Annotated in this window: 24 protein-coding genes; all 24 read left to right on the top strand. The window is 37.2% G+C overall.

Annotated elements, in window-relative coordinates; genetic code table 11:
* The 24 genes from rpsC to ACUN24_RS00360 all read left to right on the top strand — a co-directional run bounded on the left by rpsC (position 1) and on the right by ACUN24_RS00360 (position 15,381).
* Positions 1–852 carry a 30S ribosomal protein S3 gene (gene rpsC, locus ACUN24_RS00475; protein WP_025145218.1) on the top strand — a complete coding sequence of 284 codons (852 nt, stop codon included), beginning with the start codon at positions 1–3 and terminating at the stop codon, positions 850–852.
* A 40-nt stretch (positions 853–892) separates the two neighbouring features.
* Positions 893–1,315, top strand: a complete 423-nt coding sequence (gene rplP / locus ACUN24_RS00470) for a 50S ribosomal protein L16 (RefSeq protein WP_010599903.1) — start codon at positions 893–895, stop codon at positions 1,313–1,315.
* Positions 1,316–1,388: 73 nt separating this feature from the next.
* Positions 1,389–1,601 (top strand): 50S ribosomal protein L29, encoded by a 213-nt coding sequence (gene rpmC, locus ACUN24_RS00465; protein ID WP_025145217.1) that lies wholly within the window; start codon positions 1,389–1,391, stop codon positions 1,599–1,601.
* Positions 1,602–1,614: 13 nt separating this feature from the next.
* A complete protein-coding gene (rpsQ, locus tag ACUN24_RS00460) occupies positions 1,615–1,869 on the top strand; it encodes a 30S ribosomal protein S17 (RefSeq protein ID WP_010599901.1) in 255 nt (84 codons plus the stop codon).
* A gap of 1 nt (position 1,870) precedes the next feature.
* The gene (rplN, locus tag ACUN24_RS00455; protein ID WP_010599900.1) at positions 1,871–2,239 is read left to right on the top strand and encodes a 50S ribosomal protein L14; all 369 of its coding nucleotides are present in this window, start codon (positions 1,871–1,873) and stop codon (positions 2,237–2,239) included.
* Between the two features lies 1 nt (position 2,240).
* Positions 2,241–2,582 (top strand): 50S ribosomal protein L24, encoded by a 342-nt coding sequence (rplX, locus tag ACUN24_RS00450; protein WP_315420076.1) that lies wholly within the window; start codon positions 2,241–2,243, stop codon positions 2,580–2,582.
* Positions 2,579–3,145, top strand: coding sequence for a 50S ribosomal protein L5 (gene rplE, locus ACUN24_RS00445; RefSeq protein WP_086547740.1), 567 nt, complete (start codon positions 2,579–2,581; stop codon positions 3,143–3,145). The genes rplX and rplE overlap by 4 nt, the downstream gene beginning before the upstream one ends.
* A complete protein-coding gene (rpsN, locus tag ACUN24_RS00440; RefSeq protein ID WP_025145214.1) occupies positions 3,145–3,414 on the top strand; it encodes a 30S ribosomal protein S14 in 270 nt (89 codons plus the stop codon). The genes rplE and rpsN overlap by 1 nt, the downstream gene beginning before the upstream one ends.
* A 151-nt stretch (positions 3,415–3,565) precedes the next feature.
* Complete coding sequence (gene rpsH, locus ACUN24_RS00435) at positions 3,566–3,964, top strand: 30S ribosomal protein S8 (RefSeq protein WP_010599896.1); 399 nt, start codon at positions 3,566–3,568, stop codon at positions 3,962–3,964.
* An 18-nt stretch (positions 3,965–3,982) separates the two neighbouring features.
* Entirely contained in the window at positions 3,983–4,540 is a 558-nt protein-coding gene (rplF, locus tag ACUN24_RS00430) for a 50S ribosomal protein L6 (protein ID WP_121283862.1), read from the top strand.
* 5 nt (positions 4,541–4,545) lie between these two features.
* The gene (gene rplR / locus ACUN24_RS00425) at positions 4,546–4,899 is read left to right on the top strand and encodes a 50S ribosomal protein L18 (protein WP_090501109.1); all 354 of its coding nucleotides are present in this window, start codon (positions 4,546–4,548) and stop codon (positions 4,897–4,899) included.
* A gap of 17 nt (positions 4,900–4,916) precedes the next feature.
* Entirely contained in the window at positions 4,917–5,435 is a 519-nt protein-coding gene (gene rpsE / locus ACUN24_RS00420) for a 30S ribosomal protein S5 (RefSeq protein WP_010599893.1), read from the top strand.
* A gap of 4 nt (positions 5,436–5,439) precedes the next feature.
* Complete coding sequence (gene rpmD / locus ACUN24_RS00415; RefSeq protein ID WP_010599892.1) at positions 5,440–5,619, top strand: 50S ribosomal protein L30; 180 nt, start codon at positions 5,440–5,442, stop codon at positions 5,617–5,619.
* A gap of 104 nt (positions 5,620–5,723) precedes the next feature.
* A complete protein-coding gene (gene rplO / locus ACUN24_RS00410) occupies positions 5,724–6,170 on the top strand; it encodes a 50S ribosomal protein L15 (protein ID WP_121284590.1) in 447 nt (148 codons plus the stop codon).
* Positions 6,171–6,177: 7 nt separating this feature from the next.
* The gene (gene secY, locus ACUN24_RS00405; RefSeq protein ID WP_187072094.1) at positions 6,178–7,518 is read left to right on the top strand and encodes a preprotein translocase subunit SecY; all 1,341 of its coding nucleotides are present in this window, start codon (positions 6,178–6,180) and stop codon (positions 7,516–7,518) included.
* Between the two features lie 8 nt (positions 7,519–7,526).
* On the top strand, positions 7,527–8,312 hold the full coding sequence (map, locus tag ACUN24_RS00400) for a type I methionyl aminopeptidase (protein ID WP_445560772.1): 786 nt from the start codon (positions 7,527–7,529) through the stop codon (positions 8,310–8,312).
* Positions 8,313–8,383: 71 nt separating this feature from the next.
* Positions 8,384–8,602 carry a translation initiation factor IF-1 gene (gene infA, locus ACUN24_RS00395; protein ID WP_010599888.1) on the top strand — a complete coding sequence of 73 codons (219 nt, stop codon included), beginning with the start codon at positions 8,384–8,386 and terminating at the stop codon, positions 8,600–8,602.
* A 1-nt stretch (position 8,603) separates the two neighbouring features.
* Positions 8,604–8,720, top strand: a complete 117-nt coding sequence (rpmJ, locus tag ACUN24_RS00390; protein WP_010599887.1) for a 50S ribosomal protein L36 — start codon at positions 8,604–8,606, stop codon at positions 8,718–8,720.
* Positions 8,721–8,788: 68 nt separating this feature from the next.
* Complete coding sequence (gene rpsM / locus ACUN24_RS00385; RefSeq protein WP_010599886.1) at positions 8,789–9,166, top strand: 30S ribosomal protein S13; 378 nt, start codon at positions 8,789–8,791, stop codon at positions 9,164–9,166.
* A gap of 152 nt (positions 9,167–9,318) precedes the next feature.
* Positions 9,319–9,708 (top strand): 30S ribosomal protein S11, encoded by a 390-nt coding sequence (gene rpsK, locus ACUN24_RS00380; protein WP_121283859.1) that lies wholly within the window; start codon positions 9,319–9,321, stop codon positions 9,706–9,708.
* A gap of 61 nt (positions 9,709–9,769) precedes the next feature.
* Complete coding sequence (gene rpsD, locus ACUN24_RS00375) at positions 9,770–10,378, top strand: 30S ribosomal protein S4 (RefSeq protein ID WP_029282720.1); 609 nt, start codon at positions 9,770–9,772, stop codon at positions 10,376–10,378.
* 85 nt (positions 10,379–10,463) lie between these two features.
* The gene (locus tag ACUN24_RS00370; RefSeq protein ID WP_025145205.1) at positions 10,464–11,456 is read left to right on the top strand and encodes a DNA-directed RNA polymerase subunit alpha; all 993 of its coding nucleotides are present in this window, start codon (positions 10,464–10,466) and stop codon (positions 11,454–11,456) included.
* Between the two features lie 97 nt (positions 11,457–11,553).
* Positions 11,554–12,078: a 50S ribosomal protein L17 gene (gene rplQ / locus ACUN24_RS00365; protein ID WP_121283858.1), complete on the top strand. Its 525-nt coding sequence runs from the start codon at positions 11,554–11,556 to the stop codon at positions 12,076–12,078.
* A gap of 333 nt (positions 12,079–12,411) precedes the next feature.
* Positions 12,412–15,381 carry a glycoside hydrolase domain-containing protein gene (locus ACUN24_RS00360; RefSeq protein ID WP_445560771.1) on the top strand — a complete coding sequence of 990 codons (2,970 nt, stop codon included), beginning with the start codon at positions 12,412–12,414 and terminating at the stop codon, positions 15,379–15,381.
* The last annotated feature ends 139 nt before the right edge of the window (positions 15,382–15,520 follow it).

Raw genomic sequence — 15,520 nt, 5'->3', positions numbered from 1 at the left:
ATGGGACAAAAAGCAAATCCAATAGGTGCCAGGTTAGGAATTATCAAAGGATGGGATTCTAACTGGTTCGGTGGCAACAACTACTCCGATAAATTAGTTGAAGATGAGAAAATAAGAAAATATCTTTCTGCCCGTATTGCAAAAGGCGGTGTTGCAAAAGTAGTAATCGAGCGTACGTTAAAACGTATCACGGTAACTATCCACACAGCTCGTCCGGGTATCGTAATCGGTAAAGCAGGTGCTGAGGTTGATAAAATCAAAGAAGAGTTAAAGAAATTGACTAAAAAGGAAATTCAAATTAACATCTTCGAAATTAAACGCCCTGAACTTGATGCACAATTAGTTGCAGAAGGTGTTGCAAAACAATTAGAAGCAAGGATCTCATTCCGTAGGGCAATGAAATCTTCTATCGCATCAACCATGCGTATGGGTGCTGAAGGTATCAAAATCATGACTTCTGGTCGTTTAGGTGGTGCTGAGATGGCACGTACTGAGCAGTACAAAGAAGGAAGAGTGCCTTTGCATACATTCCGTGCTGATATCGACTACGCTTTAGCTGAAGCCTTAACTACTTATGGTAAAATAGGTGTTAAAGTTTGGATCTGTAAAGGTGAGGTTTATGGAAAACGTGATTTGTCTCCAAACATTGGTGCAACAAACAACGGTCCAAAAGGCGCATCAGACAAACCAGCTTTCGGTGGAAGAGATAACCGTGGTGGTGGAAGAGATAACCGTGGCGGTGGTAACGACAGACGTGGTGGAAACCAAGGTGGTGGTCGTGGTCCAGGTCAAGGTGGCCCCGGAGCAAATAGAGGTGGTGGCGCAGGCGCTAACAGAGGTCCTCGTAAATAATTGATTTATTAACATCGTTTAACGATTAGAACAAAATAAAATGTTACAGCCAAAAAGAACGAAGTTCAGGAAGATGCAAAAAGGCAGAATGAAGGGTTTAGCTTCTCGTGGAGCTGAGTTAGCATTCGGATCTTTCGGTATCAAATCTCTAGAAGCTACTTGGATCACAAGTCGTCAGATAGAGGCTGCCCGTATTGCCGTAACTCGTTTCATGAAACGTGAAGGCCAAGTATGGATCAGGATCTTCCCGGACAAACCGGTAACTAAAAAACCTGCTGAGGTACGTATGGGTAAAGGTAAAGGTGCTCCTGAGTATTGGGTAGCAGTTGTAAGACCTGGACGCGTAATTTTCGAAGCTGAAGGTGTGCCTTTAGAAGTTGCTAAAGAAGCATTACGTTTAGCCGCTCAGAAATTACCGATCCAAACCAAATTCGTAGTACGTAGAGATTACGTAGAAGCATAGTAAAGTGTTGAGTTGAATGTTGTAAATACTTGTTTATTATAACCGCTACACTCAACGTAAAAGAAAAAGAAAAATGAAAAATTCAGAAATCACAGGGCTTTCAAAAGAAGAATTAGTAGCTAAGATTGCGGAAGAAAAAGAGAACTTATCAAAATTGAAGTTCGCTCACACTATTTCAGCTATCGAAAATCCTTCACGTATTGCAAAAGTAAGGAAAGACATAGCCCGTTTAAACACTGAGTTGACTAAAGTGAAAAACACTGAGTCAGCTACTGAAACTAAATAATTTGAGAGTCGACATGGAAAGACAATTAAGAAAAACAAGAACCGGGTTAGTGGTAAGCAACAAGATGGATAAATCTGTTGTAGTGAGCGTGGAGCGTAAAGTAAAACACCCGATTTATGGTAAGTTCGTAAAGAAAACTACCAAATTTATGGCTCACGACGAGAAAAACGAATGCGGTATCGGTGATACAGTATTGATTATGGAAACTCGTCCTTTGAGTAAAAACAAGAACTGGAGATTGGTACAAATTTTAGAAAGAGCTAAATAAGATGGTACAACAGGAATCGAGATTAAACGTTGCTGATAACAGCGGCGCAAAAGAAGTATTAGTAATTCGCGTGCTAGGTGGAACCGGCAAACGTTATGCTTCAATTGGTGATAAAGTAGTTGTTACCGTAAAAAGCGCGTTACCTTCTGGTAACATTAAAAAAGGTACAGTTTCTAAAGCAGTTGTTGTAAGAACTAAAAAAGAAATCCGTCGTAAAGATGGTTCTTATATCCGTTTTGACGATAATGCTGCTGTATTATTGAACGCACAGGATGAGCCAAGAGGTACACGTATCTTTGGCCCGGTTGCGAGAGAACTACGTGAAAAACAATTCATGAAAATTGTATCATTAGCACCGGAGGTATTATAAAATGGGAAACAAAGTAAATACACCATCAAAACTTAAAATCCGTACAGGAGATTTAGTTAAAGTCATTGCTGGCGATTCAAAAGGTCAACAAGGAAAAGTACTTTCAGTACTTATAGATAAAAACAGAGCCATTGTGGAAGGCGTTAACTTAGTATCTAAACATACTAAACCAAATGCTGCTAATCCAAACGGTGGTATTATTAAAAAAGAAGCTGCTCTTCACATTTCTAACTTGATGTTGGTTGATCCAAAATCTGGTAAAACTACCCGCGTAGGTCGTAAACTTAACGCAGATGGTAAATTAGTTAGAGTTGCTAAAATTTCAGGGGAGGAGATTAAATAATGGCTACACCTAGATTAAAAAGCAAATACAAAGAAGAAGTTGTAAATGCACTAAAAGAAAAATTTCAGTACAAAACTGTAATGCAGGTTCCTAAATTGGAAAAAATCTGTATCAATCAGGGTGTTGGTCGTTTTTCTGTTACAGATAAGAAAATTATGGATACCACTATCGTTGAGTTGACTACCATTACTGGTCAGCAAGCGGTTCCGGCTAATTCAAAGAAAGATATCTCTAACTTTAAATTACGTAAAGGTATGCCGGTAGGTGTACGTGTTACTTTACGCGATAACAACATGTACGAGTTCTTAGATCGTTTGATCTCTGTGGCTTTGCCTCGTATCCGTGATTTCAAAGGTATCAATGATAAAGGATTTGATGGAAAAGGTAACTATACATTAGGAGTTACTGAACAAATCATCTTTCCTGAGATTAATATCGATAAAATCAATAAAATTTTAGGTATGGATATAACTTTCGTAACTTCGGCAAAATCTGACGTTGAGGCTCTTGAGTTATTGAAACAATTCGGATTACCATTTAAAAATCAAAAAACAGCAGAATAATGGCAAAAGAAGGTGTAAAAGCACGCGAAGTTAAGCGCCAAAAATTGGTAGCTAGATACGCTGAAAAACGTGCAGTATTAAAAGCTGCAGGAGATTTCGAGGGTTTAGATAAATTACCTAAAAACTCATCTCCGGTACGTTTACACAACCGTTGTAAATTAACTGGTCGTCCTCGTGGATATATGCGTACCTTTGGTATTTCAAGGGTAACGTTCCGCCAGATGGCACTAGACGGTAAAATACCAGGTGTTAAAAAAGCATCTTGGTAATATAAGCTTAAAGCTGAAAGCTCAAGGTCTAAAGCGATACATGTCGCTTTAGTCTTTGTGCTTTAGTCTTTTTGCTTTTAAAAGAATTTTAACCGGTAGCAGGTCCCACAGCTGGGTAGCAGAAGGAAACCACTATCAAAAACAATAAAAAATGAATACAGATCCAATAGCAGATTATTTAACAAGAGTAAGGAATGCCATTAAGGCCAACCACCGTGTTGTAGAAATTCCTGCATCAAACCTTAAAAAAGAAATTACTAAAGTTCTTTTTGACAAAGGTTACATCGCGAACTACAAGTTTGAAGATACTACAGTTCAAGGCACCATTAAAATTGCTTTGAAATACAATCCAATTACTAAAGTTCCTGCTATTCGTACATTAGTGCGAGTAAGTAAACCAGGTTTGAGAAACTATGCTGGTGTTGAAAATATGCCAAGAGTATTAAACGGTTTAGGTATCGCAATCTTATCTACTTCTAAAGGTGTAATGACCGATAAAGAAGCAGCCAAATTAAACATTGGTGGTGAGGTATTGTGTCACGTTTATTAATATTAGGAGAACAGCACAATGTCAAGAATAGGAAAAGCCCCAATTACAATCCCTGCAGGTGTTACAATTACCGTATCAAAAGATAACGTAGTAACTGTAAAAGGTCCTAAAGGTGAATTAACACAAGCAGTAGATTCAGATATCACTGTAAGTCAGGAAGACGGAATTTTAACAGTTCAACGTCCTTCAGAACAAAAGAAACACAAAGCATTACACGGTTTATATCGCTCATTGCTTAACAACATGGTTGTTGGTGTTACAGAAGGTTATAAATTAACTCAAGAATTAGTAGGTGTTGGTTACCGTGCTACAAACACAGGTAATACACTAGATCTGGTTTTAGGTTATTCTCACCATTATGTATTCCAGTTACCAGAAGAAATTAAAGTAACTACATCATCAGAAAAAGGTCAGACTCCTAAAATCATTTTAGAGAGTACTGATAAACAACTGATCGGTCAGGTAGCAGCGAAAATCCGTTCGTTACGTGCACCAGAGCCATACAAAGGTAAAGGTATCAAGTTTGTAGGTGAAGTGTTAAGAAGAAAAGCAGGTAAATCAGCATCTAAAAAATAGTAATCATGGCAGGTAAAAAATTATCAAGAAGAGATCGTATTAAAAAAGGGATCAGAAAAAGACTTACCGGTTCAGAAGAACGTCCAAGGTTATCTGTATATAGAAGCAATAAAGGGATTTATGCGCAGGTAATTAACGATGTAACCGGTACAACAATAGCATCAGCATCATCATTATCGAAAGATTTTACTGGTACTGGAAACAAGAGCGACCAATCAGTTGCAGTAGGTAAATTAGTTGCCGAAAAAGCAATTGCAGCAGGTGTTAAAGAAGTTGTTTTCGATAGAAATGGCTATTTATACCACGGTCGTGTAAAATCGTTGGCAGAGGGTGCCCGCGAAGCTGGTTTAGTATTTTAATCTGAAGAAAAAGTAAGATGTCAACTATTAATATAAAAAGAGTAAAAACCACCGATATCGAATTAAAGGATCGTTTGGTTAGTATACAACGCGTTGCCAAAGTAACCAAAGGTGGCCGTACTTTCAGCTTCTCAGCAATTGTTGTTGTAGGTGATGAAAACGGTGTTGTTGGTTTCGGTTTAGGTAAAGCGAAAGAGGTAACTGAAGCAATCGCTAAAGGTGTGGATGATGCTAAAAAGAATTTAGTAAAAGTTCCAATTTTAAACGGTACTGTTCCTCACGAGCAAATCGGTAAATTCTCAGGTGGTTTTGTTTTAATCAAACCAGCTGCAGTAGGTACCGGAGTAATTGCTGGTGGTGCGATGCGTGCGGTATTAGAGAGTGCTGGCGTGCATAACGTATTGGCAAAATCTAAAGGATCATCTAACCCACACAACGTGGTAAAAGCAACTGTTGATGCATTAACTAAAATGCGTGACGCTTATACAGTAGCACAAACCCGTGGTATAGATTTAAACAAAGTATTTAACGGATAATATTATGGCTAAGATCAAAATAACACAAGTAAAAAGCGTTATCGACAGAAGCGAGCGCCAAAAAAGAACCGTTCAGGCTTTGGGTTTATCTAAAATGAACCAAAGTGTTGAGGTTGAAGCTACTCCACAAATTATCGGTATGGTTCGCAAAGTGAACCATTTGGTAGCAATCGAAGCAATCTAGTAAAAGTTTTAAAGGTAATATTGGGTAAAACCGGTATTACCTTTATATATGTTTAATCGTTGTACCTGTTTAGTGAAAGCGAAGGGCAACACAAATTCAAAAAAATGAATTTAAGTAATTTAAAACCTGCAGTAGGTTCTACAAAAAACAGCAAAAGAATTGGTCGTGGTACAGGTTCTGGTCGTGGCGGTACTTCAACTCGTGGTCACAAAGGTGCGGGTTCTCGTTCAGGTCACAAAACCAAAATCGGTTTTGAAGGTGGTCAAATGCCTTTACAACGTCGTGTGCCTAAAGTTGGTTTCAAACCAATCAACCGTACTGAGTATGTTGGTGTAAACTTAGATGTTTTACAAACTTTAGCTGAAAAACACAGCTTAACAACTATCGATTTTGCTGCTTTACAAGCACATGGTTTAGCTTCAAAAAACGACTTAGTTAAAATTTTAGGTCGTGGTGAAGTTAAAGCAAAGCTAGAAATTACAGCACATGCGTTCTCTGCAACCGCACAAAAAGCTATTGAAGCCGCAGGTGGTTCTATTGTAAAATTGTAATTATTAAATGAAGAAGCTATTTACTACTTTAAGTAATATCTGGAAAATTCAGGAATTAAAAGAGCGTATATTGTTTACGCTCTTAATTCTTTTGGTATACCGTTTCGTATCTCACGTGGTTTTACCAGGTGTAGATCCAACTGCTTTAGGCAATAACGAAAAATCAGGAATCTTAGGCTTACTAGATATGTTTGCCGGAGGTTCTTTCTCTCGTGTGTCTATTTTAGCATTGGGGGTAATGCCTTATATCTCTGCATCCATTGTGGTGCAACTATTGGGTATTGCTGTTCCTTCTTTCCAAAAAATGCAGAAAGAGGGCGAAAGTGGTAGAAAGAAAATGAACCAGATTACCCGTTACCTAACGGTAGCGATCACAATCGTTCAATCTGTTGGTTACGTTAAAACGCAAGTTCCTGCAGAAGCTATTTTATTGCCAAATACTTTATTTTTAGTGTTGTCTACGTTTGTATTAACGGCAGGTACTTTATTTGTAATGTGGTTAGGTGAAAAAATTACGGATAAAGGTATTGGTAACGGTACATCGCTAATCATTATGGTTGGTATTATTGCCCGTTTACCAGTTGCAATTTCTCAGGAGTTTAGTGCACGTGTTGGTTCATCTAGTGAAGGTGGAGGCCCGGTTGCATTGGTTTTAGAGATTGTTGCTTTATTTGCAGTGGTAATGTTTACCATTTTAATTGTTCAAGGTGTACGTAAAGTACCTGTACAATACGCTAAAAAAATTGTTGGTAACCGCCAGTTTGGTGGTGTTCGTCAGTACATTCCTTTAAAGGTAAATGCAGCTGGTGTGATGCCGATCATTTTTGCTCAAGCGTTAATGTTTATTCCAGGTGCTTTAATGCAGTTTGTCCCTTCATTACAAGGTTCTTGGTTAATCCAGTTCAGCAACACAACTTCGTTGGCTTATAGCTTAACATTCGCATTTTTAATTATCGCATTTACTTTCTTCTATACTGCAATTACAGTTAATCCAACTCAAATGAGTGATGATATGAAGAAAAACGGTGGTTTTATTCCGGGTGTTAAACCGGGTTTTGCAACATCAACTTTTATTGATGATGTAATTTCTAAAATTACTTTCCCAGGTGCGGTATTTTTAGCGATCATTGCTATTCTACCTTCGTTAGCGGTTAAGTTTGGTATTAAACAAGAGTTTGCACACTTCTTCGGTGGTACTTCTTTATTGATTTTAGTTGGTGTTGTATTGGATACTTTACAACAGATCGAAAGTTATTTATTGATGCGCCATTATGATGGTTTGATGAAAACGGGTAGGGTTACTGGCAGAACAGGAATTCCTGCTGCAAGTAGCAACGCAGCGTTGTAGTGTAACGGATGTCTAAAATTTATTACAAATCTCTTGAGGAGATCGAGTTAATAAGAGAAAGTTCCATGCTTGTTTCTAAAACTTTAGCCGAAGTGGCCAGGGTGATAAAAGCAGGCATGACTACTATCCAGTTAGATAAACTAGCCTATGAGTTTATAAGTGATCACGGAGCGATTCCGGCATTTTTAAACTATAATGGTTTCCCCAATTCTTTATGTATTTCGCCAAACGAGCAGGTTGTTCATGGTTTTCCAAGTGAATACGTAATCCAGGAGGGCGACCTGATTTCAGTTGATTGTGGAGTAATTAAAAACAATTATTTTGGCGATTCGGCTTATACTTTCTCCATTGGGGAAATTGATGCAGAAAAGCAGAAATTGATTGATGTTACTAAACGTTGCCTGGAATTGGGGATAGAAAAAGCTGTTGTTGGTATGCGGATCGGAGATATCGGTTTCGCTGTTCAGCAATATGCAGAAGCTAACGGATTTGGCGTAGTAAGAGAACTTGTAGGACATGGTGTTGGTATAAAACTTCATGAGAAGCCGGAAGTTCCGAATTATGGGAAACGTGGTGCAGGACCAAAACTTGAAGAAGGAATGGTAATTGCAATAGAACCCATGATCAATGCAGGCGTAGCCGGTGTTAAATTCCATAACGATGGATGGACGGTTACCAGTAAAGACAATAAACCATCGGCACATTTTGAACACACAATAGCTATAAAAAAGGGCAAAGCAGATGTTTTATCAACGTTTTCTATAATAGAAGAAGTTTTACAACAAAAAAAATAAATAATTAAAATTTTTTATTTAATTTTGCAACCCTGTTTAGAAGCAGCTAATTAAGTAACAATCAATAAAATATGGCTAAACAAGCCTCAATTGAACAAGACGGAGTAATAAGAGAAGCATTATCCAATGCCATGTTCCGGGTAGAACTAGAGAACGGGCATGAGATTATTGCGCATATTTCAGGAAAGATGCGGATGCACTACATCAAGATTCTTCCTGGAGATAAGGTTAAATTGGAAATGTCTCCTTATGATTTAACAAAGGGACGCATTACTTATAGATACAAATAAAATGAAAGTTAGATCATCAATTAAAAAGCGTAGCGCTGATTGCAAGATTATTCGCCGTAAAGGAAAACTTTACGTAATCAACAAGAAAAATCCTAAATACAAGCAACGTCAAGGGTAATTAAGAATATTGTAATGAACCGCACAACGGTGGCCCGCCGTTCGGAGTTACGTAAAACATAAATAAATATGGCAAGGATTTCAGGTATTGATTTACCAAGAAACAAAAGAGGTGAGATCGGTTTAACCTATATCTACGGAATTGGTAGAACAACTGCTCAACGTATTTTAACTACGGCAGGTATCGATTTAAACAAAAAAGTACAAGACTGGTCTGATGATGAGTTATCAGCAATCCGTACAATGATTAACGATGAGATTAAAGTAGAAGGTGCTTTACGTTCAGAGGTTCAGTTAAACATTAAACGTTTAATGGATATTGGTTGTTACCGTGGTTTACGTCACAGAAAAGGTTTACCTTCTCGTGGTCAACGTACTAAAAACAACTCACGTACTCGTAAGGGTAAGAGAAAAACAGTTGCTAACAAGAAAAAAGCTACTAAGTAATAGATAGATAGGAGAAGTGAGATTTTAGATGTGAGCACCATGTCTTTAAAATCTGCTCAAATCTGGAATAAAAGAGAAAAAGTAGGATACTGAGTGTCGGGGTAGAGAAAGTCTCATATCTCAAGTCTCATATCTAAAATCTAAAAGATAAAATGGCTAAGAGTAAAAAAGTAACAAAAAAACGTATCGTTGTAATTGAGCCTGTTGGTCAGGCGCATATCAATGCTACCTTCAACAACATTATCGTTACCTTAACAAACAACAACGGACAGACTATTTCATGGTCTTCTGCTGGTAAAATGGGCTTTAAAGGTTCTAAAAAGAACACTCCATATGCAGCTGGTCAAGCAGCTTCAGATTGTGGTAAAGTTGCGTTTGATCTAGGTTTACGTAAAGTTGAAGTATTTGTAAAAGGTCCGGGTTCAGGTCGTGAATCTGCAATCAGAACTTTGCAAGTAGCAGGTATTGAGGTAATGTCTATTAAAGATATCACTCCACTTCCTCACAACGGATGTCGTCCTCCTAAAAAGAGAAGAGTTTAATTAATTTTAAAGCTAAGAATCTCCAGCTTCAGGTTGGACGATACTTTAAAACAGAAAAAAAATGGCAAGATATACAGGCCCAAAATCAAAAATTGCACGTAAATTCAGAGAACCAATCTTCGGTCCTGATAAAGTGTTAGACAGAAAAAATTATCCTCCTGGGCAACATGGCTCATCAAAAAGAAGAGGAAAACAATCTGAATATGCTATCCAGTTAATGGAGAAACAAAAAGTAAAATATACTTATGGTGTATTGGAAAAACAATTCAGTAACTTGTTTAAAAAAGCATCTTCTCGTGCTGGTATTACCGGTGATAACTTACTTCAATTATTAGAAGCACGTTTAGATAACACAGTTTACCGTTTAGGTATTTCAACAACCCGTTCTGGTGCACGCCAGTTAGTTAGCCATAAACACGTAACCGTGAATGGTGAAGTTGTAAATATCCCTTCATATCAGTTAAAAGCTGGTGACGTGGTTGCTGTTCGTGAAAAATCTAAATCTTTAGAATCAATTAGTAACTCAGTTGCAGGCAGAACTATTAATAAGTTTGCTTGGTTAGAATGGAATGCCAGTGAATTAACTGGTAAATTCTTAACCTACCCTCAACGTGATGAGATTCCTGAAAACATCAAGGAAAACTTAATCATCGAGTTGTACTCAAAGTAATAAATGAACTAGTTAATTACCTCAAAAGGGTAATTAACTTTTTTCATGTTACTATATATTCAATAACGAATTTAAAAAATTATAAATGGCAATTTTAGCATTTCAGAAACCAGACAAAGTGATCATGCAGAAATCAACTGATTTCGATGGCACATTTGAATTTCGTCCTTTAGAGCCCGGTTTCGGTGTAACAATTGGTAATGCCTTAAGAAGAATTTTACTTTCTTCATTAGAAGGTTATGCTATTACTACTATTCGTTTTTCAGGCGTTTCTCACGAATTTTCTACCATGAAAGGTGTTGTAGAAGATTTAACTGATATTATCTTAAACTTGAAACAAGTTCGTTTTAAGAAAACAGGTGATTCAGGTGATTCTGAAAAAGTTTTCATCATCGTTAATGGTCAAGATCAGTTCAAAGCTGGTGATATCACTAAGTTCTCTAACAACTTTACAGTTTTAAACCCTGAGCATGTAATTTGCAACATGGATAAATCTGTTACTTTGGAAGTGGAATTAACCATCAATAAAGGACGTGGTTATGTACCTGCTGAAGAAAATAAAGTTGCTGATGCTGTTGTAGGTGTAATCGCAATCGATTCGATTTATACTCCAATGAAAAATGTAAAATACACGATCGAAAACTTTCGTGTTGAGCAAAAAACGGATTATGAAAAATTGGTTTTAGATATCTCTACTGACGGTTCAATTCATCCGGAAGAAGCATTAAAAGAAGCGGCTAAGATCCTTATCCAACACTTTATGTTATTCTCTGATGAGAATTTAGTATTAGAATCTCAGGCTAAAGAAGAAACTAAAGAAGTGGATGAGGAAATTTTACACATGCGTAAAATCCTTAAAACTGAATTGGTTGATATGGATCTTTCAGTTAGAGCATTAAACTGCTTAAAAGCTGCTGATATCCGTACTTTAGCTGATTTAGTTTCTTACGATGTTGCTGATATGTTAAAATTCAGAAACTTCGGTAAGAAATCTTTAACAGAGATCCAGGAATTAGTAAAATCAAAAGGTTTATCATTTGGTATGAACCTGTCTAAATTTAAATTAGACGAAGAATAACCCCTAAATCCCGTTAAGGGGACTTTAGAATTAACTATTAGTTCACAGTGTATAATTCCCTCTGAGACAGAGACGGTATACACTTAATCAAAAAACAATGAGACACGGTAAAAAAGTAAACCACTTAGGTAGAACCGACAGCCACAGAAAAGCGATGTTAGCTAACATGGCTACATCACTTATTAAAGCAAAAAGAATTACTACAACTTTAGCTAAAGCTAAAGCTTTACGTACTTATGTTGAGCCATTAATCACTAAATCGAAAAATGACACTACTCACTCACGTCGTACAGTTTTCTCTTACTTACAGGATAAAGAAGTAATCACTATTTTGTTCCGCGAAATTGCTGAGAAAGTTGCAAACCGTCCAGGTGGTTATACTCGTATCATTAAATTAAACAATCGTCAGGGTGATAACGCTGAAATGGCTTTAATTGAATTGGTAGATTACAATACAGTTTACGGTAAAGATGTAGAAGTTAAAGAAGAGAAGAAAACAACTCGTCGTGGTAGAAGTAAAGCTACTGCTGCACCTAAAGCTGCTGAAGCGAAAGCTGAAGTTGCCGAAGAAGTTGCTCCTGCTGAAGAAGCTCCTGCTACTGAAGAACCAAAAGGAGAATAATTTTATTCACCTTATGTATACGAAAGTCCTGTTCGAAAGAGCAGGACTTTTTTTGTTTTCTGTCATTCTGAACGCAGTGAAGAATCTTTAAGCCATGAAATGATGACCTGAATAAGGTGAAAAAAAACCAGGATTAGTTGAAATCTGTAGACATACCAGGTTTCTGTTGTACTAGAAAAGGGATTCTTCGCTGCGCTAAGAATGACAATGCCTTAAACTAATGAACCATAGACCAATGACTAATGAACTAACAAAGCAAAAGTTTGTCTCATTTTTTCATTACATAGCTTTATTTCAGTATGCTATACATAAATTAGCTAAAACAAATTTGAAATGAAATTCAGGCTTTTTCTATTACTCTCTCTTTTCGGACAACTATCTCTTTACGCGCAAACACTAAAATACACTAATGGCAACAATGCCTGGAACCCTGATTCGTTAGGTAACCATAGAGTTATTGTTCAATTTGCGGGTACAGGTAAAATTGCTCATGCTAAAATCGATTGGCGCCGGAGGGATGAACATCCGGAATTAAAAGGAATTATCGTGCAAGATGTCAAGGGGAAAACTGTTTCAGTTGTGGGTGTGGATAAGTTAACCAGAGAAAGTGCTGATGTCTATTTCGAAGCTACCCGCCCTGGAAAATATTATGTGTATTACCTCGCTTATAAAAATGAGGGAAGAAGCAATTATCCCAAAGGTGTTTACATAAAACCTAAACAAATTGATCAGGGCTGGTTAAATAGGGCAAAACGGGTTAAAGTAAATACCGCTGTGATAGAGATCCAATCTATTGATGCTTTCAACTCTTTTTATCCAATGGAAGTAATTGCTACAGCCAAAGAAACATCGGCTATAAAAGCCAAGTATGCTTCGGAAGCTTTTGTCGTTTTTCCCGAAGACAGAATGTTTCCAATTAAAATGCAGAACGATTTACCTTATCGTTGGGTACAAAAGGGTGCTGCAAATACTTTTACAGGTTCAGCAAGTAAAGGCGAAAATTATGCTTTACAACTGGGTGTATTTGCTTTGAAGGATCTAAATAACCTAACAGTAAGCTTTGGGGATCTAAAAAACTCCACCGGAAAAGTAATCTCTTCGAAATACATCAACTGTTTAAATACCAATGGTACCAGTTATGATAACAAAGCCTTGGTTGAAATGGTAAATGTAATGTCTGGTAAGATACAACCAATGTGGATCACAATTAATATCCCTAAAAATACGGATGCAGGTGTTTATGCCGGTAAATTTACGGTTAAAGCCAATGGGAAGTTTAAAGTAATTGATGTTAAAATTAAAGTTGATAATACAGTTTTACCTGATGCTGGTGTAGGAACGCCAAATAAACAGACCCGTTTAACATGGTTAAATTCTACTTTGGCACAGGCCAATACCGTAGTGGCTCCTTATACGCCATTAACTGTTGAAGGTAATGTAATTTCTCTTTTGGGAAGGAAATTCGAAATCAATGCAGATGGTTTTCCTAAGCAGATCCAGACTTTCTTTAATGCTGAAATGACCGCTTATAGCGAAAAACCAAATAATATCCTGGCAGAACCGATTCACTTTCACTTTTTTAATACACCAAAAACGCAGGAGAAATTTGTACCAGGCAATTTCCAAATTATAAGCAAAGAAGCTGGAACAGTAAAATGGTCGGCGACTAATACTTCTGAAAACCTGAAAATGGATTTGGAAGGTGCTTTAGAATTTGATGGTTATGTACATTATGTAGTTAAGGTTACGGCTTTAAAAGATGTAGAATTCAGTAATGTTGATTTTCATATCCCTTTTGATAAAGGTTCTACTAAATATTTAATGGGTTTGGGAGAGAAAGGTGGTGTTAGGCCAGATACCGTAAAATGGAAATGGGATGTAGCCAATAAAAACCAGGATGCCGTTTGGATTGGCAATGTAAATGCAGGCCTATATTACAATTTAAGAGATGAGAACTATGTTCGTCCGTTGAATACCAATTTCTACCTTCAGAAGCCTTTATTATTGCCTGAATCGTGGGGAAATGGCGATAAAGGAGGAATCCAGATTAATGTTAAAGGCAGTTCGATGTTAGCCGATAACTTTACAGGTGCCAGAAGCATGAAAAAGGGGGGCGTGCTTTATTATAATTTCAATTTACTGATTACTCCTTTCCATTTACTTAACACCGATTTTCAATGGGATAACCGCTTTTATCATAAATATGGCGATTTAGATTCTATTAAATTGACAGGAGCAACAGTAGTGAATATTCACCATGCTACACCAATTAATCCCTGGATCAACTATCCATTTATCGAATGGAAAAAGATGAAAGGTTATATTGATAACGCACATTCAAAAGGCTTAAAGGTGAAGATTTACAACACTGTTAGGGAATTATCCAATCATGCTTATGAATGGCCTGCTTTAAGAAGTCTGGGCACTGAAGTATATTCGCCTGGCAAGGGCGGTGGTTTTAGCTGGTTACAGGAGCATTTAGATTCGAACTATATTGCTGCCTGGTTTGTGCCTGAAATTAAAGATGCTGCTGTAATTAACAGTGGAATGAACCGTTGGCATAATTACTATGTAGAGGGCATGAACTGGCTGGTAAATAATGTTGGGATTGATGGGGTGTACTTAGACGATGTGGCCTTCGATCGTGTAACCATGAAGCGGATTAAACGTATACTGACACAGAATAACCATCCGGGCATTATCGATCTGCATTCAGCAAATCAATACAATAAAAGTGATGGTTTTAACAATAGTGCCATTTTATATCTGGAGCATTTCCCTTACCTGAACCGTTTATGGTTTGGCGAATATTTTGATTACCAGAAAAACAATCCTGATTTCTTTTTAACCGAAGTAAGCGGTATTCCGTTCGGTTTAATGGGTGAGATGTTGCAGGATGATGGAAATCCTTGGCGTGGTATGATTTATGGCATGACAAGCCGTTTGGGCTGGTCTGACAAAAGTGATCCAAAACCACTTTGGAAAGCCTGGGATAATTTTGGCATAAAAGGATCTCAAATGATCGGTTACTGGAGTGAAAACTGTCCGGTTAAAACCGATAATCCTAAAGTATTGGCAACAGTTTATAAACAAAATGGTAAAACAATGATTGCTTTGGCGAGTTGGGCAGAGAGCGATGTAAAGATTAATTTAACTATAGATTGGGCCAAGCTGGGTTTGGATGCCGGTAAAGTAAAAATAGCAGCCCCTCTAATTGATAAGTTCCAAACTTCGGGAAGTTATCCTGATGGAAAATCGGTTCCTATTGAAAAAGGAAAAGGTTTGATTTTGATTGTAGAGTAATATTTTATTGGCGTCTCCCTGAACTTGTTTTAGGGTCTTTATTGCAATAAATAAAGAAGTCAAGTTTTTAAAACTTGACTTCTTTAAGATTATATCTTCCATGGACCATGGTTCAAGTCTTCACAAACCACATCATTTT

It is taken from the genome of Pedobacter sp. WC2501, from assembly GCF_052682415.1.
This window is presented reverse-complemented; position numbering and strand designations above follow the sequence as displayed.